The following is a 20,980-nucleotide window of genomic DNA, read 5'->3' on the forward strand; positions in this document are numbered from 1 at the left end:
GACGAGACAACAATGACCGCTGCCCTCCGTTTCGATCCGATCCGCCTGCCCGAGAAGTGCGAGCAATTGCGCAAGGAAGTGCGCGCCTTCCTCGCCGAGGAAATCGCGGCCGGCACCTTTGATCCGCACAAACCCAACCGCGAGGACACCGACGCGCCGGAATTTTCCCGCCGGGTCGGCGCCAAGGGCTGGCTGGGCATGACCTGGCCGAAGAAATATGGCGGCCAGGAGCGCTCCTTCCTCGAGCGCTACGTGGTGACCGAGGAAATGCGCGTCGCCAACGCGCCGACGCGGCGTTTCTTCGTCGCCGACCGCCAGAGCGGGCCGGTGCTGATCAAATACGCGCCCGAGCATATCAAGATGGATATCCTGCCGCGGATCTGCCGCGGCGAGATCTGCTTTGCGATCGGCATGAGCGAGCCGAACTCCGGCTCCGACCTGTTCGCGGCCAAGACGCGCGCGACCAAGACCGACGGCGGCTATCTCATCAACGGCACCAAGATCTGGACCTCGTCGGCACACATCGCCGACTACATGATCGCGATCTTCCGGACCTCGCAGCCGACCAAGGAAAACCGCCGTCACGGCCTGACCCAGTTTCTGGTCAAGATGAAGCAGCCGGGCATCCAGGTGAACCCCATCGGCCAGATCACCGGCCAGTACGAGTTCAACGAGGTCGTCTTCACCGACTTCTTCGTCCCCGACGATCACGTGCTCGGCGAAGTCGACGGCGCCTGGAAGCAGGCGACGAGCGAGCTCGCCTATGAGCGTTCCGGCCCCGAGCGTTTTCTGGAGACCTATTACGTGCTGACCGAGCTGGTGCGCGCGGTCGGCCCCAATCCGGACACCCGCAGCGCCGAGGGCATCGGCCGTCTCGTGGCGCAGCTCCACACCATGCGGCGCATGTCGGTCTCGGTTGCGGGCATGCTGCAGGCCGGCAAGGAGCCGGTGGTGGAGGCGTCCATCGTCAAGGACATCGGCACGGTCTGGGAACAGCAGCTTCCGCACCGCGTGCGCGATCTCGCCGCCTTCGTCGAGGAGACCGCGACCAACCGCGAGACGCTGGAGCGGCAGCTCGACTTCGCCATCAAGACCGCACCGAAACTCACCATCCAGGGCGGCACCACCGAGGTGCTGCGCGGCATCATCGCGCGCGGACTTGGTTTGCGCTAATTCAATCGAGGATCGTCATGAGCACCTACAAAGACATCGGCGTCGAAAAAGTTGGCCACGTCGGCACCATCGAGATCCGCCGTCCGCCGCTGAACTTCTTCGACATCTCGCTGATCAACCAGATCGCGGATGCACTCGACGAGTTCGATCGCGACATCGAGATCCGCGCATCCGTGCTGTCGGCACAAGGCAAGGCATTCTGCGCCGGCGCCAATTTTGGCGATCCGGCGCGGCAGGCGCAGGAAGCGCGCGAGGCCGAGAAGAAGGGCGACCCGGCCGACAACCTCGGCCCGATCAACCATCTCTACATCCAGGCCGTGCGCATCTTCCGCGCCAAGAAGCCGATCGTCGCGGCCGTGCAGGGCGCGGCCATCGGCGGCGGGCTCGGTCTCGCAGTGTCGGCCGACTTCCGTGTCACCTGCCCGGAAGCGCGCTTCTCCGCCAACTTCACGAAACTCGGCTTCCATCCCGGCTTCGGCCTGACGGTGACGCTGCCCGAGCTGATCGGCAAGAACAACGCCGAGCTGATGTTCTACACCAGTCGCCGCGTCACCGGCGAAGAAGCCGTCAAGTGGGGCCTCGCCAACGAGCTGGTGCCGCAGGACCAGGTGAAGGCGGGCGCGATGAAGCTCGCCGGCGAGATCGCCGAATGCTCCCCGCTCGGCCTCCTCTCCACCCGCGCCACGATGCGCGCCAACCTCGCCGACCGCGTGATGGCCGCGACCAACCACGAACTCGCCGAGCAGACGCGGTTGCGCGCGACGGAAGACTTCAAGGAAGGCGTCAAGGCCACCGAAGAGCGGCGCACGGCGAATTTTAGGGGACGGTGATCGCTGCGGCGTCTCGCCGTATTACTTTGGCGTTGCCACAGCCTTCCTGTCGTCCCTGCCAAAGCAGGGGACCCATAACCATAGGGAGGAGTTGTGGCGCGAAGCTGGTCAACACGAGCCTTCGCCAAAACCACTCCCTGTGGTTTATGGCGACGAGCGCAAGCGTTCGCGCGGAGGTCCCGGATCTGCGCTTCGCTTGTCCGGGACGACAGCGGTGTGTGAGGCAACCGCTCAAGCCACAAGCCGAAACGTCACCCCACCGAGCAAGAACTCGTTGCCCGCAACCGCAAGCCCCTTCGCCTTTGCGGAGTGCAACACGCTCGCCGGATCAGCCACCTGAAACTCCAGCGCGCTCATGATCTCGCTGGCGCCCTTCACGAAGCGGAAGGGGGCATTGGGCAGCTTCAATTCGGCATCACCGGCTGCGACGCCGATGATCTTGCCCCAATGCTCCGCCAGCCCCTGCGGATCCGGGCTCTGCATCTCAACGCCCGTCAGCGCCTGCGTCACATCCTTGCGGATGAACTTTTGCCAGTCCGGCCCCGCGGGCGGGTACGGTCCCAGAATATCGTCGCTGCCTTTGGTATGGTTGAACTCGATGAAGGCGGCGCGGCAGTCGCGGGGGTGGAGCTGCACGCCGTGATAGGGCGCGTGGTCGATCACGTTGGCGGTGCGCACGCCCATCGCATTGGCGTTGCGGCCGCGTTCGTCCGGATCGTTGCAGCAGAAGATCGCCATATAGCCGCCGCGGCCGCCGGTCTTCTCGATGAAGCGGCCGGCGGTGGTGCCGCCCTTGAACGGCGCGACCACCTCCAGCAGGATCGTGTCGACCGGGAGCAGCGCGTTCTCCAGGCCGTATTTGGCGACATTGCCATCGCGGTAGCAGACGTCGAGGCCCATGATCCCGGCGATGTCGGAGACCACAGGCGCGAGCTGCGGCGCGACGAGGCAGATCTGCCGGAGTCGCATATAGGGCGCCATCGTCATGCGCCCTTGAAGGCCGGCTTGCGCTTTTCGACAAAGGCCTTCGCGGCTTCCTTGTGATCCTCGGTGTCGCTGCAACGGGTGTGATGGATCGCCTCGCCGTCGAAGCAATCTTCCAGCGCCAGATGCTCGGCGTTGTTGATGTTGCGCTTGATGAAGCCGAGCGCGATCGATGGGCCCTGCGCCAGCGACAGCGCGAGCTCGCGCGCGGCGGCATCGATCTCGGCGTCGGGCACCACCTTCGTCACCATCCCGATCGCATGCGCCTCCTTCGCGGTCAGCACTGGCGACATCAGATAGAGTTCGCGCGCCCGCGCGCTGCCGAGCAGCTGCGTCAGGAAATAGGTTCCGCCATAATCGCCGGAGAAGCCGACCTTGGCGAAGGCGGTCGTGATCTTGCAGGATTCGCTCGCGATGCGCAGGTCGCAGGACAGCGCCATGGAAAGGCCGGCGCCGGCTGCCGCGCCGTCGAGCTGCGCCACCACGGGCTTCGGCATCTGGTGCAGGATGCGCGAGACCTCCATGCCGCGGCGCAGGTTCGCCATTTTCACTTCGAACGGCAGCGGCGCACGGCCTGCCGCCATCGACTTGACGTCACCGCCGACGCAGAACGAGCCGCCTGCGCCCTTGAACAGCACCGCGCGCACCTCGGGATCGTCGGCCGCGCGCCGCGCGGCCTCGACCAGCCCTGCGACCATGTCGGGGTTGAGCGCGTTCTTCCGCTCCGGGCGATTCATCGTGATGGTGAGCAGCCCGCCTTCGAGCTTCTGCAGGACCATGTCGTTCATGGGACGTCTCCCTTGTTGTTGTTTTGCTCGGGCCTCAGCCACACCCGTCATCGCGGGGAGCGAAGCGACGAAGCAATCCAGACCACCTCTGCGGAAACATCTCTGGATTGCTTCGCTTCGCTCGCAATGACGATCTCTATTTCTTCACCAGCGGGCAGCGCGACTGCTCCAGCGACTGGAACGCCTCGCTGCCGGGCACGGTGGCGAGCAGCTTGTAGTCGTCCCAGCGGCCCTTGGACTCCGACGGCTTCTTGACCTCGAACAGGTACATGTCGTGGATCATGCGACCGTCCTCGCGGATCTTGCCGTTCTTGGCGAAGAAGTCGTTGATCGGCGTCTCCTTCATCACCTTGATGACCGCAGCCGAGTCGGTCGTGCCCGCAGCCTTCACGGCCTTCAAATAGTGCGTGACGGACGAATAGACGCCGGCCTGCGCCGAGGTCGGCACGCGCTTGGTGCGCTCCATGAAACGCTTCGAGAACGCGCGCGTGTCGTCGTTGAGGTCCCAGTAGAAGGCTTCGGCCAGCAGCAGGCCCTGCGCGGTCTCCAGCCCGATCGAATCGATGTCGGAGACGAAGGCGAGCAGCGGCGAGACCTTCTGGCCGCCCTTGGTGATGCCGAACTCGGCCGCCTGCTTGATGGCGTTGACGGTATCGCCGCCGGCGTTGGCAAGGCCAATCACCTTGGCTTTGGACGCTTGAGCCTGGAGCAGGAACGACGAGAAATCCGAGGTGTTGAGCGGATGGCGCACGGCGCCGAGCACCTTGCCGCCGGTCTTGGTGACGACGGCGCTGGTGTCCTTCTCCAGGTCCTGGCCGAAGGCGTAGTCGGCGGTGAGGAAGAACCAGCTGTCGAGGCCGGACTTCACGGCGGCAAGACCGGTCACGTTGGCCTGGCCGTAGGTGTCGAACACGTAGTGGATGGTGTAGGGACCGCAGGCCTCGTTGGTGAGACGGATCGAGCCCGGACCGTTGAACATGATGATCTTGTTGCGCGCCTTCGCGATCTCGCCGGCGGCAAGCGCAGTGGCCGAGGCCGCGACGTCGTAGATCATCTCGACGCCCTGGTTGTCGAGCATGTCGCGGGCGATGTTGGCGGACAGGTCAGCCTTGTTGAGATGGTCGGCCGCCAGCACCTGGATCTTGCGTCCCAGCACCTCGCCGCCAAAATCTTCAACGGCCATCTTGGCCGCCATCTCGCTGCCGGGGCCGGTGATATCGGCATAGAGGCTCGACATGTCGAGGATGCCCCCGATCTTCAGCGGCGGCTTGTCCTGGGCCTGCGCGGCGGCGCTCGCACTCAGGGCAAACGCTGCGGCAAAAATGCCCGACAAAATATGCTTCATCGAAAAAGACCTCCCTTATCGCGCCGTACTCTGATGGCGGCTTGGTTATTGCTCTTGGCAATCGCTATTGCCGCAATCATGCCGCATGCGCGAGAGCGCAGCAAGCGCAGGTGCGTTACGAAGCGGCGATTGGCGCGCGCGTTTTCCGCAAAGCGGAATGGTCGGTTACGGATAATTGTTTCTCCGTCATTGCGAGCAGAGCGAAGCAATCCGGAATCTTCCGCGGCGGGACTGCTTCGCAGCGCTCGCAATGACGGAGTGTGGCGAAGCCTCTTCGCGAGACGCCACGCTTGAGTTAAGACTGGCGCTCAACGCAACCTCTCCGGGCAACGTGACGCGACTGCTTCACTTCATCGTCGCATTTCTTCTCCCCGCGGGTCACACCGCGTTCGCCACGCCGTGCCAGTTCGAGACGCAGGGCGAAGGCCGCGTCGCGACGATGGTCGACGCCCGCAGCGTGCGTCTCGATGACGGCCGCGAAGTCCGCCTCACCGGAATCGAACCGACAGCGACGACGAAACAGGCGCTGACCTCGCTGCTCGTCGGCCAGGACGTGATCCTGCGGAGCGCTGACGACACGCCGGACCGCTACGGCCGACAGGGCGCGCTGGTCTTCGTCGGCGAAAGCGATAGGTCGGTGCAAGCCATGCTCGTCGCCCAAGGTGACGCCCTCGTCTCCGCCGAGGTCGAGGACAAGGACTGCGCGGCCGCCCTGATGGCGGCGGAAGCCGAGGCGCGGCGTCAAAAAAAGGGCAATTGGGCTGACCCGTCGGCCATAAAAAACGCGGAAAGTCCGGACGATATTTTGGCGGGGATCGGGCGCTTTATGGTGGTCGAGGGCAAAGTCCTGTCGGTCCGGCAAGCTGGGGCAATGACTTACCTCAACTTCGGACGAAACTGGACACGCGGCTTTGCCGTGACTATTTCAAAGCGCACGCAACCCGCGTTCGAAAACGCCGGGATTACTCTTAAGTCCCTGGAAAATCGACGCATTCGCGTCCGGGGCTGGGTCGAGGGGAATACAGGGCCGCGCATCGATGTGCGCCTTGCGGGACAGGTCGAGTTGCTGGGCGCAAACGAGCCGACAGGGGTAAGGCCCTAAAAGGGGCCAGGCACGGGTTAAGCGACGTGGATGGGGTGCTAGAACGGCACGTATCGAGTGAACGCCGCCGCCTGCGGGCGGCGCCGGCCGCGCTATGCCTCGTGCTGGGCTCAGCCCTTGCCGGTTGCGGCGATATGGGCCGGTTCCAGACGGCAGCGGCCCCGCCCACTGTCGCGATGCCGAAGCCGAAGCCGGCGGTCGCGCAGACTCCCGCCACCGAGAAGGAGCACGAGCGCATCCTGGCGAGCTATGGCGGGACCTATGACGACCCCAGGCTCGAATCACTCGTCAGCAAGACCGTCGACCGGCTCGTCGCGGCGTCCGACCGCCCCGACCAGGGCTATAAGGTCACCATCCTCAATTCCGGCGCGGTGAACGCGTTCGCGCTGCCGAACGGCCAGCTCTATGTCACCCGCGGCCTTCTTGCGCTCGCGAGCGATACGTCGGAATTGTCCTCCGTGCTCAGCCACGAGATGGCGCATGTGCTGTCCAAGCACGCCGCGATGCGCGAGGACCAGGCGCGCCAGGCCGCGATCGTTACCCGCGTCGTCACCGACATGAGCAACGATCCCGATCTCACCGCGCTTGCGCTCGCCAAGACCAAGCTCACCATGGCGAGCTTTTCGCGCAACCAGGAGTTCGAGGCCGACGGCATTGGTGTCGGCATTTCCGCCAAGGCGCATTTCGACCCCTACGGCGCCGCGCGCTTCCTCTCGGCGATGGAGCGCAATGCGGAACTGAAGGTCGGCAAGACCTCGCTCGATCCGCGCGCGCAGGATTTCACCTCTTCGCACCCGGCCACCCCTGAGCGCGTGCAGAATGCGCAGACCATCGCACGGCAATATGCTGCGCCCGAGGGCGCCGAGCGCGACCGCGAGACCTACCTCGCCGCAATCGACAACCTCGTCTATGGCGAAGATCCCAGCGAAGGTTTTGTGCGCGGCCGGCGTTTCCTGCATCCGAAACTCGGCTTCACCTTCCAGGCGCCGGACAATTTCACGCTCGACAACACCGCGCAGGCGGTGATCGGCGTGCGCGACGGCGGCTCGCAGGCGATGCGCTTCGACGTCGTGCGGGTGCCGGCCGAACAGTCGCTCGGCGATTACCTGAATTCCGGCTGGATGGAGGGCGTCGAGAAGGCCTCCACCGAAGACATCACCATCAACGGCTTTCCGGCTGCGTCCGCCACCGCCAAGGGCGATCAGTGGCAGTTCAAGGTCTATGCGTTGCGCTTCGGCAGCGACGTCTATCGCTTCATTTTCGCGGCACGGCAAAAATCGACCGAGAGCGAGCGCAACGCGCGCGAGACCGTCAATTCATTCCGCCGCCTGACCCTCGACGAGATCCAGGCCGCGCGCCCGCTGCGCATCAAGGTCATCACCGTGCAGCCCGGCGACACCGTGGAATCGCTCTCCCACCGCATGGCCGGCGTCGATCATCCCGCCGAACGCTTCCGTGTGCTCAACGGGCTCGATCGCACCGCGCAGGTGAAGGTGCGGGATCGCGTGAAGGTCGTGGCGGATTGACGCGCGCTCAGCGCACGTCATCCCGGGGGCGCGCTTAGCGCGAAGCCGGGATCTGGAGCCACGAATTCCGCTGCAGTAGGATGGGCAAAGCGACTTGTCCGCCGCAGCTCGAAGAGCGAACGCGGAAGCGTGCCCACCATCCCGATCGCAATCATCGAAAGATGGTGGGCACGGCGCTGCGCGCCTTTGCCCACCCTACAAGCTCCGCGCCGCTCAACCGCCCGCGTCCATGTCCCCCGCCTCGCGCTGGCCGCTGAGCCAGAGTGCGAGCAGGGTCCAGAACGCGCCTGACAGCAGATACGCGCCCGAGGCGATGACGCCGAGATTGGTGGCGAGCAGCAGTGCCACCAGCGGCGCAAATCCGGCGCCGAACAGCCAGGCCATGTCCGAGGTCAGCGCCGACGCCGTGTAGCGATAGGCCTGCCTGAAGTTCGAGGCGATCGCGCCCGAGGACTGGCCGAAGGACAGGCCGAGCAGGATGAAGCCGATCACCATGTAGATGGTCTCACCGAACGCGCCGGCATCGAGCAGCTGCGGAGCGAAACCGCTGTAGATCGCGATCGCGATCGCCGATCCCATCAGCAGCGACTTGCGGCCGACGCGGTCGGCGATGACGCCGGACAGCACAATCGCGACGACGCCGAACACGGCGGCGACCATCTCGATGATCAGGAAGCGCACCGGGCTTTCGCGGGTGAACAGGAAGACCCAGGACAGCGGAAACACCGTGACCATGTGAAACAGCGCGAAGCTTGCCAGCGGCGCGAACGCACCGAGCATGATGTTGTGGCCCTCGCGGGCGACGGTCTCGGAGATGCGCGAGGGCTGCAATTCGCGGGTTTCGAACAGCGAGGCGTATTCTTCCGTCGTCACCATACGCAGGCGCGCAAACAGCGCCACGACGTTGATGGCGAAGGCGACGAAGAACGGATAGCGCCAGCCCCAGTCGAAGAAATCGTCAGCCGAGAGGTTGCCGGCGAAATAGGCGAACAGAGCGCTCGCCACGATCAACCCGAGCGGGGCGCCGAGCTGCGGCACCATCGCGTACCAGCCGCGCTTGGAAGCCGGCGCGTTCAGCGCCAGCAGCGAAGCCATGCCGTCCCAGGCGCCGCCCCAGGCCAGACCCTGCGCGATACGCGCCAGCGCCAGCAGCCAGATCGCGGCGACGCCGATGTCGTGATAGCCGGGCAGGAACGCCAGCGCCACGGTGGCGGTACCGAGCAGGAACAGAGCCGACACCAGCTTGGCCGTCTTGCCGTACTCCCGGTCCACCGTCATGAAGATGACGGTTCCGATCGGCCTGGCCACGAAGGCCAGTGCGAAGATCATGAAGGAATAGAGGGTGCCGGTCAGTTCGCTCGTGAACGGGAACACCAGGCGCGGGAACACGATCACCGAGGCGATCGCGTAAACGAAGAAGTCGAAGAATTCCGAGGTGCGGCCGATGATGACGCCGATGGCAATCTCGCCGGGACTGGCCTGGTCGTGGCCGTGCTCGCCCGAGTGGAGGTCTGCCATTGCGGGGGTCTGTGCCGTCGCCATTCGTGCGCCCTTAACGTCCTGAAAACCAAAGCCGACCGCCCGGCGGGAAGCCGGGCAATCTGGCCCTGTCTGACCCAACATTCCGCACTGCAACATTGGACAAATTGTCCAATGTCCGGATTGCTGCGCCGCAGCTACCCGTTGGCCCCGCAAAGGAAACTCATTCTCATAAGGCTCGGCCCGTGTCCCGTCTCAAGATCCTGGCGCTGCTACCCCTGGCAGTTGCGCTCAGTGGCTGCAACTACGTCGTGCTGGCGCCAGCCGGCGACATCGCTGCCCAGCAGCGCGACCTCGTCATCATCTCCACCGTCCTGATGCTCCTGATCGTCGTCCCCGTGATGGCGCTGACGGTGCTGTTCGCCTGGCGCTACCGCCAGTCCAACACCTCGGCCCGGTACGAGCCGGAATGGGATCACTCGACCAAGCTCGAGCTGGTGATCTGGTCGGCGCCGCTGCTGATCATCATCTGCCTGGGCGCACTGACCTGGATGGGCACCCATCTGCTCGACCCTTATCGCAACATCGGCCGCATCCATGCCGACCGCGCCCTGGACCAGTCCAGGGCTCCGCTCGACGTCGATGTCGTCGCGCTCGACTGGAAGTGGCTCTTCATCTACCCCGATTACGGCATCGCCACCGTCAACGAACTCGCCGCGCCGGTCGACCGCCCCATCAACTTCCACATCACCGCGTCCTCGGTGATGAACTCCTTCTACATCCCCGCACTCGCCGGACAGATCTACGCGATGCCGGGTATGGAGACGTCGCTCCACGCCGTCATCAACCACGCCGGCACCTACAAGGGCTTTTCGGCGAACTACAGCGGCGCCGGCTTCTCCGGCATGCACTTCAACTTCCTGGGCCTCGACGACAAGGGCTTTGACGCCTGGATTGCCAGCGCCAAGTCCGTCGGCGGCTCGCTCGGCCGCGCCGAATATCTCCAGCTCGAAAAACCCAGCCAGAACGAGCCGGTTCGCCGCTGGGGCACGGTTGACTCCGAGCTCTATCGCCTGATCCTCAACATGTGCGTCGAGACCGGCAAGATGTGCCAGAGCGAGATGATGGCGATCGACGCCAAGGGCGGCGCCGGCCATCAGGGCCTGAACAACACCCTGCCGCTGGCCTACGACAAATACGCCCGCCGCGGCACCGCGCTTGGGCCGGAACCGACCTTCGTCGCCGGCACCTGCACGCCCGATGCGCCGCAAGGCAGGACCACCGCCTCCATCACGGCACCCGCCGACACCGCGCCGCTGCTCGGCGCCGGCCTGAAGCGGCCGACCTTCACGCCGCTGAAGTCCTCGTCCTTCTTCCTCGGACAACGTCCGAAGTCAGACTCCTAAAGAGAACGCGCATGTCTCCTGATCTTCTCAAGCTTATCTTCGGCCGGCTCGGCCTCGAGTCGCTGCCACTGCACGAGCCGATCGTCGTCGGCACCTTCGTGGTGGTCGCGCTCGGCGGCGCCACGCTTCTCGCCGGCCTCACCTATTTCCGTCTCTGGGGCTACCTCTGGCGCGAATGGTTCACCACGGTCGACCACAAGCGCATCGGCATCATGTACATGATCCTCGGCATCGTGATGCTGCTGCGGGGCTTCGCCGACGCGCTGATGATGCGCGGCCAGCAGATGCTCGCCTTCAACGGCTCCGAAGGCTATCTCAACGCCCATCACTACGATCAGGTCTTCACCGCCCACGGCGTGATCATGATCTTCTTCGTGGCGATGCCGCTGGTCACCGGCCTGATGAACTATGTCGTGCCGCTGCAGATCGGCGCGCGTGACGTGTCGTTCCCGTTCCTGAACAATTTCAGCTTCTGGATGACGGTCGGCGGCGCGGTGCTGGTGATGGCCTCGCTGTTCATCGGCGAATTCGCCCGCACCGGCTGGCTGGCTTATCCGCCGCTCTCCAACATCGGCTACAGTCCTGACGTCGGCGTCGACTATTACATCTGGGCGCTGCAGGTCGCCGGCGTCGGTACGACCTTATCCGGCATCAACCTGATCTGTACCATCGTCAAGCTGCGGTGCCCCGGCATGACCATGATGAAGATGCCGGTGTTCACCTGGACCTCGCTCTGCACCAACATCCTGATCGTTGCCTCCTTCCCGGTTCTGACCGTCGTGCTCGCGCTGCTCTCGCTCGACCGCTACGTCGGCACCAACTTCTTCACGAACGATTTCGGCGGCAGCCCGATGATGTACGTGAACCTGATCTGGATCTGGGGCCATCCCGAGGTCTACATCCTGGTTCTCCCCGCCTTCGGCATCTTCTCGGAAGTCACCTCGACCTTCTCCGGCAAGCGGCTGTTCGGCTACACCTCGATGGTCTACGCCACCGTCGTCATCACCATCCTGTCGTACCTGGTGTGGCTGCACCACTTCTTCACGATGGGTTCGGGCGCCAGCGTCAACTCGTTCTTCGGCATCACCACGATGATCATCTCGATCCCGACGGGCGCGAAGATGTTCAACTGGCTGTTCACGATGTATCGCGGCCGCATCCGCTACGAGCTGCCGATGATGTGGACGATCGCCTTCATGCTGACCTTCGTGCTCGGCGGCATGACCGGCGTGCTGCTCGCGGTGCCGCCGGCCGACTTCGTGCTGCACAACAGCCTGTTCCTGATCGCGCACTTCCACAACGTCATCATCGGCGGCGTGGTGTTCGGCGCGTTCGCCGGCATCAATTACTGGTTCCCGAAGGCGTTCGGCTTCAAGCTCGATGTGTTCTGGGGCAAGCTGTCGTTCTGGTTCTGGGTCGTCGGCTTCTACCTCGCCTTCATGCCGCTCTATGTGCTCGGCCTGATGGGCGTGACCCGCCGCCTGCGCGTGTTCGATGATCCGTCCCTGCAGATCTGGTTCGTCATTGCCGCGATCGGCGCCGGCCTGGTCTTCCTCGGCATCCTCTGCATGCTGATGCAGTTCGCGGTCAGCTTCCTCAAGCGCGAGCAGCTCAAGGACGTCACCGGCGATCCCTGGGATGCACGCACGCTGGAATGGGCGACCTCATCGCCCCCGCCGGACTACAACTTCGCCTTCACCCCCGTCGTTCACGACAATGACGCGTGGTGGGACATGAAGAAGCGCGGCTACCAGCGTCCGCTCACCGGGTTCAAGCCGATCCACATGCCCAGCAGCACCGGCACCGGCGTCATCCTCGCCGGCCTCGCCACCGCGATGGGGTTCGGCCTGATCTGGTACATCTGGTGGCTAGCCGCCGTGAGCTTCATCGCGATGCTCGTCGTCGGGATCGGTCACACCTTCAACTATCACCGCGATTTCGACATTCCGGCCGACGACGTCATCCGGACCGAGGACGCGCGCACCAAACTGCTCGCCGGAGCCAAGTAAATGACTGTCGCTGTCAATCCCTCGCAAACCGGCGAACCGGTCTTCTATCTCGCCGACGAACACCCGCATCCGGAAGGCTACAGCACCTCGCTCGGCTTCTGGATCTACCTGATGAGCGATTGCCTCATCTTCGCGATGCTGTTCGCCGCCTTCGGCGTGCTCGGCGCCAACTACGCCGCCGGGCCCGCGCCGAAGGACCTGTTCGACCTCGACCTGGTCGCGGTGAACACCTCGATGCTGCTGCTGTCGTCGATCACCTATGGCTTTGCCATGCTGACGATGCAGCAGAACAAGATTGCCCAGACCCAGATGTGGCTGGCGATCACCGGCCTGTTCGGTCTCGCCTTCATCGGCATCGAGCTCACCGAGTTCGCCCACATGATCCATGAGGGTGCGACGCCCCAGCGTAGCGCCTTCCTGTCCGCCTTCTTCACCCTGGTCGGCACCCACGGCCTGCACGTCAGCTGCGGTCTGATCTGGCTGGTCACGTTGATGGTGCAGGTTTGGAAGTTCGGCCTGATCGAAGCCAACCGCCGCCGCCTGATGTGCCTGTCGATGTTCTGGCACTTCCTGGACGTGGTCTGGATCGGCGTCTTCACCTTCGTCTATCTCCTGGGAGTTCTGCGATGAACACCGATACCCACGCCGCCCACGCGGGCGACCATCACCACGGCGACGGCCATTCCCACGGCACGTTCTCGAGCTACATGCTCGGCTTCGTGCTCTCGGTCGTGCTGACTGCGATCCCGTTCTGGCTGGTGATGAGCGGCACGCTGCCGAGCAAGCAGATCACCGCGCTGGTCATCATGGCCTTCGCGGTCGTGCAGATCGTCGTGCACATGATCTACTTCCTGCACATGAACACCAAGTCCGAGAACGGCTGGAGCATGATGGCGCTGATCTTCACCATCGTCATGGTGGTGATCGCACTGTCCGGTTCGCTGTGGGTGATGAACCACCTCAACAGCAACATGATGCCGATGCACCAGATGAGCGGAATGAAGTGAGCGAAGCCCGGTCCGTGACGAGCAAGGCTAAGGGAGCACGTGGCAAGGCCGTGCGCTCCCCGTCCCTGTGGCTCACGGTCCTCTCGCTCATCGTCTTCGTCGCTCTGATTGCGCTCGGCGTCTGGCAGATCGAACGGCGCGCCTGGAAGCTGGCGCTGATCGACCGTGTCGAGCAGCGCGTCCATGCCGCGGCCCAGCCGATCCCCTCGCCCGCGGCCTGGCCGACCGTTTCCACCGCAAACGACGAATACAGGCACGTCAGCGTCACCGGCCGCTTCCTGCATGACCGAGAGACACTGGTTCAGGCCGTCACCGAGGAAGGCCCCGGCTATTGGGTGCTGACGCCGCTTCAGCGCGACGACGGCACACAGGTCCTGGTCAACCGCGGCTTCGTGCCATCCGAGCGGCGCGACGCATCGACGCGTCAGGGCGGCAATCCGGACGGCCAGGTCGAGATCACGGGCCTGCTCCGCATGACCGAGCCGAAAGGCGGATTCCTCAGGAACAACGTGCCCCAGCACAACCGCTGGTATTCGCGGGATGTCGCCGCGATTGCGGCTGCGCGCGGCCTCCACGAGGTCGCGCCCTTCTTCGTCGACGCCGACGCCGGATCACAATCCGGCAGCGGTCCAATCGGCGGATTGACCGTGATCCGCTTTCCCAATAACCACCTGATCTATGCCCTGACGTGGTTTGCCCTGGCTTTCATGCTGGCGGGTAAACTTTTCGTCACATTCGGCGGCGGGCTGTTCCGCCGCAGGCGCTTCGTCCACGAACCGGCCGGCGGCTCGGATGCCTCCGCCCGCAGGACGGGATCAGATGCTGGAACGATCGTCGAACCCACCTGACGACGGAATGACGCATGACGCCGTCACGCTGCAATCGCAGGCGGACGCGCGCAGCGAGCTGATCGGCGTTGCGCCGAGCGACGACGAGACCAACCGCAAGAACATGGCGCTGCTGATCCAGTTGCGCTGGACCGCGGTGGTCGGCCAGATCGTGACCATCGGCGGCGTGCATTTTGGCCTGGGTATTCCCCTGCCATTGGAACGGATGGGCGCGGTGATCGGCGCGTTGGTGCTGCTCAACGTCTCCAGCCTCGTCTGGGTGCGCCATCGCGCCGCGATCACCAACAACGAGCTGCTGGTCGCCTTGATGCTCGACGTCGCCGCGCTGACCGCGCAGCTTTACCTCAGCGGCGGCGCCACCAATCCCTTCACCTCGCTGTTCCTGCTCCAGGTCACGCTGGGCGCGGTGCTGCTCGATGGGCGCTCGACCTGGTCACTGGTCGCACTGACCTGCGCGAGCTTCGTCTGGCTGACCATGGCCTACCGGCCGCTCGACCTGCCGCCGAACCCGATCAGCGAGATCTACAGCCTCACCGTGACCGGCATGCTGCTGGGCTTCGTCCTCAACGCCGTGCTGCTGGTCGTGTTCGTCACCCGCATCAACAGGAATTTGCGCGAACGCGATGCGCATCTGGCGGCACTGCGCCAGCATGCGGCCGAGCAGGACCACATCGTCCGCATGGGCCTGCTCGCCTCCGGCGCGGCGCATGAGCTCGGCACGCCGCTCGCCTCGCTCTCGGTCATCCTCAGCGACTGGCGCCGCATGCCAGATCTCGCCGCCGACCAGGAACTTGCCGAGGATCTCGCGGAGATGGAAACCTCGCTGCAACGCTGCAAGACCATCGTGACGGGCATCCTGGTGTCGGCGGGCGAGGCGCGCGGCGAAGGCTCCTCGCCGACGACGGTGACGGCCTTCGTCACCGCGCTGGTGGACGAGTGGCGCGACGCGCGCTCGGCCCGCACGCTCTATTTCGTCAACACGTTCGGCGAGGACGTCGCGATCGTCTCCGACGTCGCGCTGAAGCAGGTGATCTTCAACGTGCTCGACAATGCCTATGAGGTCTCGCGCGAATGGGTGGAGCTGCTGGCCGAGCGCGAGGGCGACAATCTCGTGCTGTCGATCAGCGACCGCGGCCCGGGCTTCGCGCCGGAGATGCTGGCGCAGCTTGGAAAGCCGTATCACTCGAGCAAGGGCCGCGCCGGCGGCGGGCTCGGCCTGTTCCTGGTGGTGAACGTCGTGCGCAAGCTCGGCGGCACCGTGACCGCCGAGAACCACAGGAAGCGCGGCGCCACCGTCCGCCTGACGCTGCCGCTCGCAACGCTCGCGATCGGAGGGAATTTTGACGCCTGACCGTTCGCTCATCGTCGTCGAGGACGATGCCGGCTTCGCGCGCACGCTGAAACGCTCGTTCGAGCGCCGCGGCTATGACGTCGTCCTCGCAGCTTCGATCGAAGAGGTGCGGACGGTGCTGGAGGAGCGATCCTTTGGACACGCGGTGGTCGACCTCAAGCTCGGCGGTGCCTCAGGCCTCGCCTGCGTCGAGCTGCTGCACACGCACGATCCGGAGATGCTGATCGTGGTGCTGACCGGCTTCGCCAGCATCTCCACCGCCGTCGAGGCGATCAAGCTCGGCGCCTGCCACTACCTGGCGAAGCCGTCGAACACCGACGATATCGAAGCCGCCTTCAACAGGGCCGAAGGCAACGCCGAAGTCGCACTCGATGCGCGGCCGACCTCGATCAAGACGCTGGAATGGGAACGCATCCATCAGACGCTGATCGAGACCGATTTCAATATTTCGGAAGCGGCACGGCGATTGGGGATGCATCGCAGGACGCTCGCGCGAAAGCTCGAGAAGCGGCCGGTGAAATGAGTTGTCGTCTCGCAGCGCGCGTAGCGCGAGCCAGGACGACACCGGGTTGGCTGCGCTAGCCCGCCCTACGCCGCGCCCCAATATTCCCTTGCCGTCTGCACCACCAGCGCCAGCTTGGCGCGCTGATCGGCTTCCGTGATCAGATTGCCTTCGACCACGCTGGCGAAGCCACATTGCGGGCTGAGCGCGAGCAACGACGGATCGATTAGCTTGGCGGCCTCGTCGAGGCGGCGCTTGAGGACTTCCTTGTCCTCAAGCTGGGGATGCTTGGTCGTGACCAGCCCGAGCACGACCTGCTTACCTTTCGGCATGAAACGCAACGGCGCGAACGAGCCGCTGCGCTCGTCATCATATTCGAGCAGGAAGCGGTCGACGTTGAGCAACGCGAAGCAGGTATCTGCGAGGCCCTCGTACGTTCCCTCCGCCAGCCAGGTGCTGCGCGCATTGCCGCGGCAGATATGGATGCCGATCCTCGTCGCCGGAGACCGCTCCGAAATGCAGTCGTTGATCAGGCGGATGTAGCGCCGCAGCCGCGTGTCGGGATCGTCGCCGTCGGCGACGACCTCGGCGCGCAGGTTAGGATCGAGGAAGTAGCTGAGCAGGGGATCGTCGATCTGGATGTAGCGGCAGCCGGCCGCTTCCAGCGCGGCAATCTCGCGGCGGTATACCGCCGCAACGTCGGCGAAGAAGGCCTCGATATCGGGATAGACTTCCTTCGAGACCGACTTTCGGCCGCCATGGAAATGCAACCGCGTCGGCGACGGCACGGCGATCTTCGCGACGGCCTTGGCGTGGTTCTGCACGAAGCGGAAGTCGTCGACCAGGATCGGCCCGGCTGCGCCCACCCGCCCCGAGACTCGTACCGATTTCGGGACGTATCTCGGCGCCTCGTTGGTTGCGAACGCCGTCCCACCGCCTGCGACGATCTCCACGCCTTCGAGCTTGCGGACGAAATCGATCCACCAGTTCTCGCGCCGGAACTCGCCGTCGGTGACGACGGGGAGCCCGAGCCCTTCCTGGTAGGCGATGACCTCGGCAATCGCGCGGTCCTCGATCTCGTGCAGCGCATCCGCATCGATCTCGCCAAGCTCGAGGCGGCGGCGCGCGGCGTGGAGACTATCCGGGCGTAGCAGGCTGCCGACGGTGTCGGCGCGGACCGGTGCGTTCAGGGAGGCGTTCGTCATGGGAGACCTCGGTCGATCATTTCGCTTCCGACGCGCCATGCGCCGGGTCTTTCACGTTCGGGAAGGTCTCGAACTCCATGTTGTAGAGCTCGCCGTCGTGACGCTCGACCTTCCGCATGTAGATGTTCTGGACAATGTCGCGCGTCGCGGGATCGATCGAGATCGGCCCGCGCGGGCTGTTCCAGCTCTGCCCCTTCATCGCCGCGATGAGGGCATCGCCATTGGTGTCGCCCTTGGTCGCTTCCACGGCGCGATAGATCAGCTCGAGAGCATCCCACGCGCCGACGGCGACAACGTTGGGACGCATGCCGGGATTGACGGCCTTGAACTGCGCGACGAAAGCCTTGTTCTCCGGCGAGTCGTGGCTCGCCGAGTATGGCCCGCCGGTGATGGCGCCGAGGGCGGCATCGCCCATGTTGTTGAGGAGATCGTCGTCGGTGAGGTCCGACATCGCGACCAGCTTCATTCCGGCCTTGTCCAGACCGCGCTCGACGAACTGCTTCATGAAGTTGCCGCCCGCACCGGTCGGGACGAACACGAACAGCGCTTCCGGCTTGGCATCGGCCGCGCGTTGCAGGAACGGCGCGAAGTCGGGATTGGCGAGGGGAACCTTCAGCTTCTCGATGACGCGGCCGCCATGGGCTTCGACGGTCTTGGCGAACCATTCCTCGGCGTCGAGGCCCGGACCGTATTCGGAGACGATGCTGACATAGGTCTTCGGACCTGATTTCGGCGCCCACTGGCCGATGACGCTGGCGATCTGCGGGATCGATTGCGACGTGCGCACGATGTACGGCGACTTCTCGACGATCGACGATGTCGCGGCGACCATGATCACCTGCGGTACCTTCGCCTTGGCGGCGAACGCAGCGGCCGAGAGCGCGGCGGGCGTGTTGCCGAAGCCGGTCAGGATCGAGACGCGGTCCTGCGCGATCAGCTCCTGGGCGAACCTGTTGGCGTTATCGGGCGCGCCGCGATCGTCGCGCAGGATGAACTCGATCTTGCGGCCGGCGACGGTATCGCCCTTCGCCTTGGTGTAGGCGTTGATCGCCGCCTCGATCTGCTTGCCGTTCGACTGGAACGGGCCGGTCATCGGGATGATCACGCCGATCTTGATGGGATCGGCGGCGTGGGCCGCCGTTGCCATTCCCAGTGCCGCTACCGCGGCGATGCCCCAAGTCGCCAACTTGTTCTTCAATTGCTTCCTCACTCGTCCCTCCCTTGCGATGTTGTTTTTGGTCGTCAGAACTCACACGCGCCGCTTAGCGCGTTTCCTTGGCCGACAGGCGATACATGATGCGGCGAGCCATCAGACCCGGCTTGTCGGGCGCAAAGCTCAGGTCGAACTGCGCTTCGCCGTCGGTGCGCACCACCTCGTTGATCCATTCCAGCGCCTCGACGTCCTCGTGATAGGCCTGCGAATGCGCCTCGAACATGAACTTGTCGATCTCGGGATCGCCAGGACGATAGTCGCGCGAGTTGAACCACCAGTAATGGATGGAGTTGTTGGTCTCCGGCGTGAAGACGTGGGTGATGTTGTAGCGGTAGAGCGAGGGCTGGCCCGGATCGGGCGCGCCGTCGCGCACGCTGGCGAAGGCGGTGTGCAGCGCCGGGGAGACGAAACGCGCCTCGGAGGCGCGATCGACACGCTTGTGCATGATGTTGGCCGGCTTGCCGTAGACGCCCGGCGGCGACGCGTCCTTCAACTCCCGCCGGATCACGATTTGATTGTTCTCCGTGGAGACGCTGAGCTTCGAGCGCGCATATTCCGGCGTGCCCACCGTGCCCGGATGCAGGAACGGAAAATGGGTCTGGTCGATGAGGTTTTCATGCATCGCCACGTAATCGGACCTGATGTGAAAACTGCCGGTCACCGTCCCCCAGGCGGGGTCGCTGAGCCATGACGTGTCGGGGATCAGCGCCTCGTCGGCGAGATCGGGTGCGCCCATCCAGATCCAGGTGAGCGGCCCGCGATCCACGACCGGGAACGTTTGCACGGTAGCAGTCGCGGGCGCCTGCGTGAGCGCCGGCATGTGCGCGCAGACACCGTCGGGCCCGAACTCCATGCCGTGATAGCCACAGACCAGACGATCGCCAACGAGCTTGCCGCGCGCGAGCGGAAACGACCGATGCGGGCAGCGATTGCGCATCGCGACGGGCGCGCCGGCTTCGGTCCGGAACAGCGCGACATCGATACCAAGCAGTTTTCGAGCCCGCGGTGTGCGGCCGATCTCGCTCGCTCGCGCGCAGGCGTACCAGCAGTTTCGGATCAGCGGCGTCGCATGGTTGGCGAAATCGCCGGGCTCCCGTGGCTCCATCGCGGCGAAGACAGCTTCGTCGGTCGGTCGGGACAGGTCGATCGTATCCATCGGCACCTTTCCTAGGGGCTAGACGTTGAGCGCGAGCGCGCGGCCGGTGATCCGCGAGCAGCAGATGGCGATCTGACGGCCGGCGCGATGTTCCTCGTCGCTGAAATAGTGGTCGCGATGATCGAGCGCGCCGTCACATCCCGCGACGTCTGTGATGCAGAGACCGCATTCGCCGCGGCGGCAGCTCGACAACGTATCGACGCCGGCACATTCGAGCGCATCGAGGATCGTCGTCCCCGCGCCAACCTTGACGCGTCGGCCGCTCGACAGCCGCACCTCGAAATCACCGTCATCGGGCCTGTGAGCGGCGTTAAACACTTCGAAGCGGACGCGCTCCCTGCTCCAGCCGAGCGCGGCAGCGGCATCTCGCAACGTTTCGATCATCGCGCCGGGACCGCAGACATAGGCCACCGTGTCGGCCGGCTGACCGGACAGCAGACTGGCAAGATCGGGAATGCCGTCGCGCCTGTTTTCGTGGAGGGTCAGGCGATGGCCGCACAGGCCTTCCAGCTCACCGGCATAGACCATCGCGGCGCGATCCTGCCCCGCGTAGAACATCGCGAAATCCACGTTCCGCGCCCGCAGCGAGCGCGCCATCGCGACCATCGGTGTGACGCCGATGCCGCCCGCGACCAGCAACGTGTGCGCCTGACGGCGCGCCAAGCGGAAGGCGTTGATCGGCCGCGAGATGGTCAGCGCAGTGCCGGGACGAAAATGGTCGTGAATGAATGCGGAGCCGCGGGCGCGATCCTCCCGCTGTACGGCGATGCGCCAGAAAGGCTCGGGATCGTCGCGGAGCGTCAGGGGACCAACGATGGAATAGTGCCGCACGAAGCGGTGCTCACCGCCGCCAAAATGCAGCTCGATGTGGCTGCCGGATTCGACCATCGGCAAAGGGCGGCCGTCCGCACGTCCGATGCAGAACTCGGCGATGCGCCCGGTCAGGGCGCGGCGCGCGAGCACGACAGCATCGATACCCTTGCCGGACATGAGACCTCCCGGGCAACGCCAGGTCGGCGTCGCGTTGTTATCGTCTCTAGCTAGCAAGACAGGGCG

19 protein-coding genes are annotated in these 20,980 nt (G+C 64.8%); 11 read left to right on the forward strand and 8 right to left on the reverse strand.

Annotated elements, in window-relative coordinates; translation table 11 throughout:
* The first annotated feature begins 12 nt into the window (after nt 1-12).
* Together JQ627_RS19315 and JQ627_RS19320 are read left to right on the forward strand one after the other, a co-directional pair.
* The gene (locus JQ627_RS19315; RefSeq protein WP_008133127.1) at nt 13-1,173 is read left to right on the forward strand and encodes an acyl-CoA dehydrogenase family protein; all 1,161 of its coding nucleotides are present in this window, start codon (nt 13-15) and stop codon (nt 1,171-1,173) included.
* Nucleotides 1,174-1,190: 17 nt separating this feature from the next.
* The gene (locus JQ627_RS19320) at nt 1,191-2,003 is read left to right on the forward strand and encodes an enoyl-CoA hydratase/isomerase family protein (RefSeq protein WP_212485731.1); all 813 of its coding nucleotides are present in this window, start codon (nt 1,191-1,193) and stop codon (nt 2,001-2,003) included.
* A gap of 231 nt (nt 2,004-2,234) precedes the next feature.
* On the opposite strand, the gene JQ627_RS19325 is transcribed toward JQ627_RS19320, so the two are convergent.
* The 3 genes from JQ627_RS19325 to JQ627_RS19335 form a co-directional block, all read right to left on the reverse strand.
* A complete protein-coding gene (locus JQ627_RS19325) occupies nt 2,235-2,984 on the reverse strand; it encodes a hypothetical protein (protein ID WP_212485732.1) in 750 nt (249 codons plus the stop codon).
* A 2-nt stretch (nt 2,985-2,986) separates the two neighbouring features.
* Nucleotides 2,987-3,775 (reverse strand): enoyl-CoA hydratase, encoded by a 789-nt coding sequence (locus JQ627_RS19330; protein ID WP_212485733.1) that lies wholly within the window; start codon nt 3,773-3,775, stop codon nt 2,987-2,989.
* 136 nt (nt 3,776-3,911) lie between these two features.
* Nucleotides 3,912-5,120 carry an ABC transporter substrate-binding protein gene (locus JQ627_RS19335; protein ID WP_212485734.1) on the reverse strand — a complete coding sequence of 403 codons (1,209 nt, stop codon included), beginning with the start codon at nt 5,118-5,120 and terminating at the stop codon, nt 3,912-3,914.
* A gap of 250 nt (nt 5,121-5,370) precedes the next feature.
* Here JQ627_RS19335 and JQ627_RS19340 point away from each other — a divergent pair, with 250 nt between their 5' ends.
* The gene (locus JQ627_RS19340; RefSeq protein WP_212485735.1) at nt 5,371-6,222 is read left to right on the forward strand and encodes a thermonuclease family protein; all 852 of its coding nucleotides are present in this window, start codon (nt 5,371-5,373) and stop codon (nt 6,220-6,222) included.
* Nucleotides 6,223-6,356: 134 nt separating this feature from the next.
* Complete coding sequence (locus JQ627_RS19345) at nt 6,357-7,748, forward strand: M48 family metalloprotease (RefSeq protein ID WP_249143199.1); 1,392 nt, start codon at nt 6,357-6,359, stop codon at nt 7,746-7,748.
* A 213-nt stretch (nt 7,749-7,961) separates the two neighbouring features.
* On the opposite strand, the gene JQ627_RS19350 is transcribed toward JQ627_RS19345, so the two are convergent.
* A complete protein-coding gene (locus JQ627_RS19350; protein WP_212485737.1) occupies nt 7,962-9,290 on the reverse strand; it encodes an MFS transporter in 1,329 nt (442 codons plus the stop codon).
* A gap of 182 nt (nt 9,291-9,472) precedes the next feature.
* On the opposite strand from JQ627_RS19350, the gene cyoA reads away from it, so the two are divergent.
* From cyoA to JQ627_RS19385, 7 genes are read left to right on the forward strand one after another with little or no spacing between them, the layout of a single operon-like run.
* Complete coding sequence (cyoA, locus tag JQ627_RS19355) at nt 9,473-10,633, forward strand: ubiquinol oxidase subunit II (RefSeq protein WP_212485738.1); 1,161 nt, start codon at nt 9,473-9,475, stop codon at nt 10,631-10,633.
* Nucleotides 10,634-10,644: 11 nt separating this feature from the next.
* Nucleotides 10,645-12,642 carry a cytochrome o ubiquinol oxidase subunit I gene (gene cyoB, locus JQ627_RS19360; protein ID WP_212485739.1) on the forward strand — a complete coding sequence of 666 codons (1,998 nt, stop codon included), beginning with the start codon at nt 10,645-10,647 and terminating at the stop codon, nt 12,640-12,642.
* Nucleotides 12,643-13,272: a cytochrome o ubiquinol oxidase subunit III gene (cyoC, locus tag JQ627_RS19365; RefSeq protein ID WP_212485740.1), complete on the forward strand. Its 630-nt coding sequence runs from the start codon at nt 12,643-12,645 to the stop codon at nt 13,270-13,272.
* The gene (cyoD, locus tag JQ627_RS19370; protein ID WP_212485741.1) at nt 13,269-13,649 is read left to right on the forward strand and encodes a cytochrome o ubiquinol oxidase subunit IV; all 381 of its coding nucleotides are present in this window, start codon (nt 13,269-13,271) and stop codon (nt 13,647-13,649) included. Before cyoC ends, cyoD begins: the two co-directional genes overlap by 4 nt.
* Nucleotides 13,646-14,497: an SURF1 family protein gene (locus tag JQ627_RS19375; protein WP_212485742.1), complete on the forward strand. Its 852-nt coding sequence runs from the start codon at nt 13,646-13,648 to the stop codon at nt 14,495-14,497. Before cyoD ends, JQ627_RS19375 begins: the two co-directional genes overlap by 4 nt.
* Nucleotides 14,469-15,848 (forward strand): ATP-binding protein, encoded by a 1,380-nt coding sequence (locus JQ627_RS19380; protein ID WP_212485743.1) that lies wholly within the window; start codon nt 14,469-14,471, stop codon nt 15,846-15,848. Before JQ627_RS19375 ends, JQ627_RS19380 begins: the two co-directional genes overlap by 29 nt.
* A complete protein-coding gene (locus JQ627_RS19385) occupies nt 15,838-16,371 on the forward strand; it encodes a response regulator transcription factor (protein WP_212485744.1) in 534 nt (177 codons plus the stop codon). The genes JQ627_RS19380 and JQ627_RS19385 overlap by 11 nt, the downstream gene beginning before the upstream one ends.
* 65 nt (nt 16,372-16,436) lie before the next feature.
* Here the strand turns inward: JQ627_RS19385 and JQ627_RS19390 are convergent, their stop codons facing one another.
* From JQ627_RS19390 to JQ627_RS19405, 4 genes are all read right to left on the reverse strand, one after another.
* Nucleotides 16,437-17,555: a 5-methyltetrahydropteroyltriglutamate--homocysteine S-methyltransferase gene (locus JQ627_RS19390; protein ID WP_212485745.1), complete on the reverse strand. Its 1,119-nt coding sequence runs from the start codon at nt 17,553-17,555 to the stop codon at nt 16,437-16,439.
* A gap of 16 nt (nt 17,556-17,571) precedes the next feature.
* On the reverse strand, nt 17,572-18,702 hold the full coding sequence (locus JQ627_RS19395) for an ABC transporter substrate-binding protein (RefSeq protein ID WP_212485809.1): 1,131 nt from the start codon (nt 18,700-18,702) through the stop codon (nt 17,572-17,574).
* Nucleotides 18,703-18,817: 115 nt separating this feature from the next.
* Entirely contained in the window at nt 18,818-19,924 is a 1,107-nt protein-coding gene (locus JQ627_RS19400) for an aromatic ring-hydroxylating dioxygenase subunit alpha (RefSeq protein ID WP_212485746.1), read from the reverse strand.
* Nucleotides 19,925-19,942: 18 nt separating this feature from the next.
* On the reverse strand, nt 19,943-20,914 hold the full coding sequence (locus tag JQ627_RS19405) for a PDR/VanB family oxidoreductase (protein ID WP_212485747.1): 972 nt from the start codon (nt 20,912-20,914) through the stop codon (nt 19,943-19,945).
* Nucleotides 20,915-20,980: the final 66 nt, after the last annotated feature.

The sequence above is a fragment of the Bradyrhizobium liaoningense genome (assembly GCF_018130785.1).
In the GTDB taxonomy this organism is placed as follows: domain Bacteria; phylum Pseudomonadota; class Alphaproteobacteria; order Rhizobiales; family Xanthobacteraceae; genus Bradyrhizobium; species Bradyrhizobium liaoningense_A.

Coding starts and splice junctions, on each gene's coding strand:
- JQ627_RS19315 (WP_008133127.1), top strand. CDS start 13: ATGACCGCTGCCCTCCGTTTCGATCCGATCCGCCTGCCCGAGAAGTGC.
- JQ627_RS19320 (WP_212485731.1), top strand. CDS start 1,191: ATGAGCACCTACAAAGACATCGGCGTCGAAAAAGTTGGCCACGTCGGC.
- JQ627_RS19325 (WP_212485732.1), bottom strand. CDS start 2,984: ATGGCGCCCTATATGCGACTCCGGCAGATCTGCCTCGTCGCGCCGCAG.
- JQ627_RS19330 (WP_212485733.1), bottom strand. CDS start 3,775: ATGAACGACATGGTCCTGCAGAAGCTCGAAGGCGGGCTGCTCACCATC.
- JQ627_RS19335 (WP_212485734.1), bottom strand. CDS start 5,120: ATGAAGCATATTTTGTCGGGCATTTTTGCCGCAGCGTTTGCCCTGAGT.
- JQ627_RS19340 (WP_212485735.1), top strand. CDS start 5,371: ATGACGGAGTGTGGCGAAGCCTCTTCGCGAGACGCCACGCTTGAGTTA.
- JQ627_RS19345 (WP_249143199.1), top strand. CDS start 6,357: ATGGGCCGGTTCCAGACGGCAGCGGCCCCGCCCACTGTCGCGATGCCG.
- JQ627_RS19350 (WP_212485737.1), bottom strand. CDS start 9,290: ATGGCGACGGCACAGACCCCCGCAATGGCAGACCTCCACTCGGGCGAG.
- cyoB (WP_212485739.1), top strand. CDS start 10,645: ATGTCTCCTGATCTTCTCAAGCTTATCTTCGGCCGGCTCGGCCTCGAG.
- cyoC (WP_212485740.1), top strand. CDS start 12,643: ATGACTGTCGCTGTCAATCCCTCGCAAACCGGCGAACCGGTCTTCTAT.
- cyoD (WP_212485741.1), top strand. CDS start 13,269: ATGAACACCGATACCCACGCCGCCCACGCGGGCGACCATCACCACGGC.
- JQ627_RS19380 (WP_212485743.1), top strand. CDS start 14,469: ATGCTGGAACGATCGTCGAACCCACCTGACGACGGAATGACGCATGAC.
- JQ627_RS19390 (WP_212485745.1), bottom strand. CDS start 17,555: ATGACGAACGCCTCCCTGAACGCACCGGTCCGCGCCGACACCGTCGGC.
- JQ627_RS19395 (WP_212485809.1), bottom strand. CDS start 18,702: ATGGCAACGGCGGCCCACGCCGCCGATCCCATCAAGATCGGCGTGATC.
- JQ627_RS19400 (WP_212485746.1), bottom strand. CDS start 19,924: ATGGATACGATCGACCTGTCCCGACCGACCGACGAAGCTGTCTTCGCC.
- JQ627_RS19405 (WP_212485747.1), bottom strand. CDS start 20,914: ATGTCCGGCAAGGGTATCGATGCTGTCGTGCTCGCGCGCCGCGCCCTG.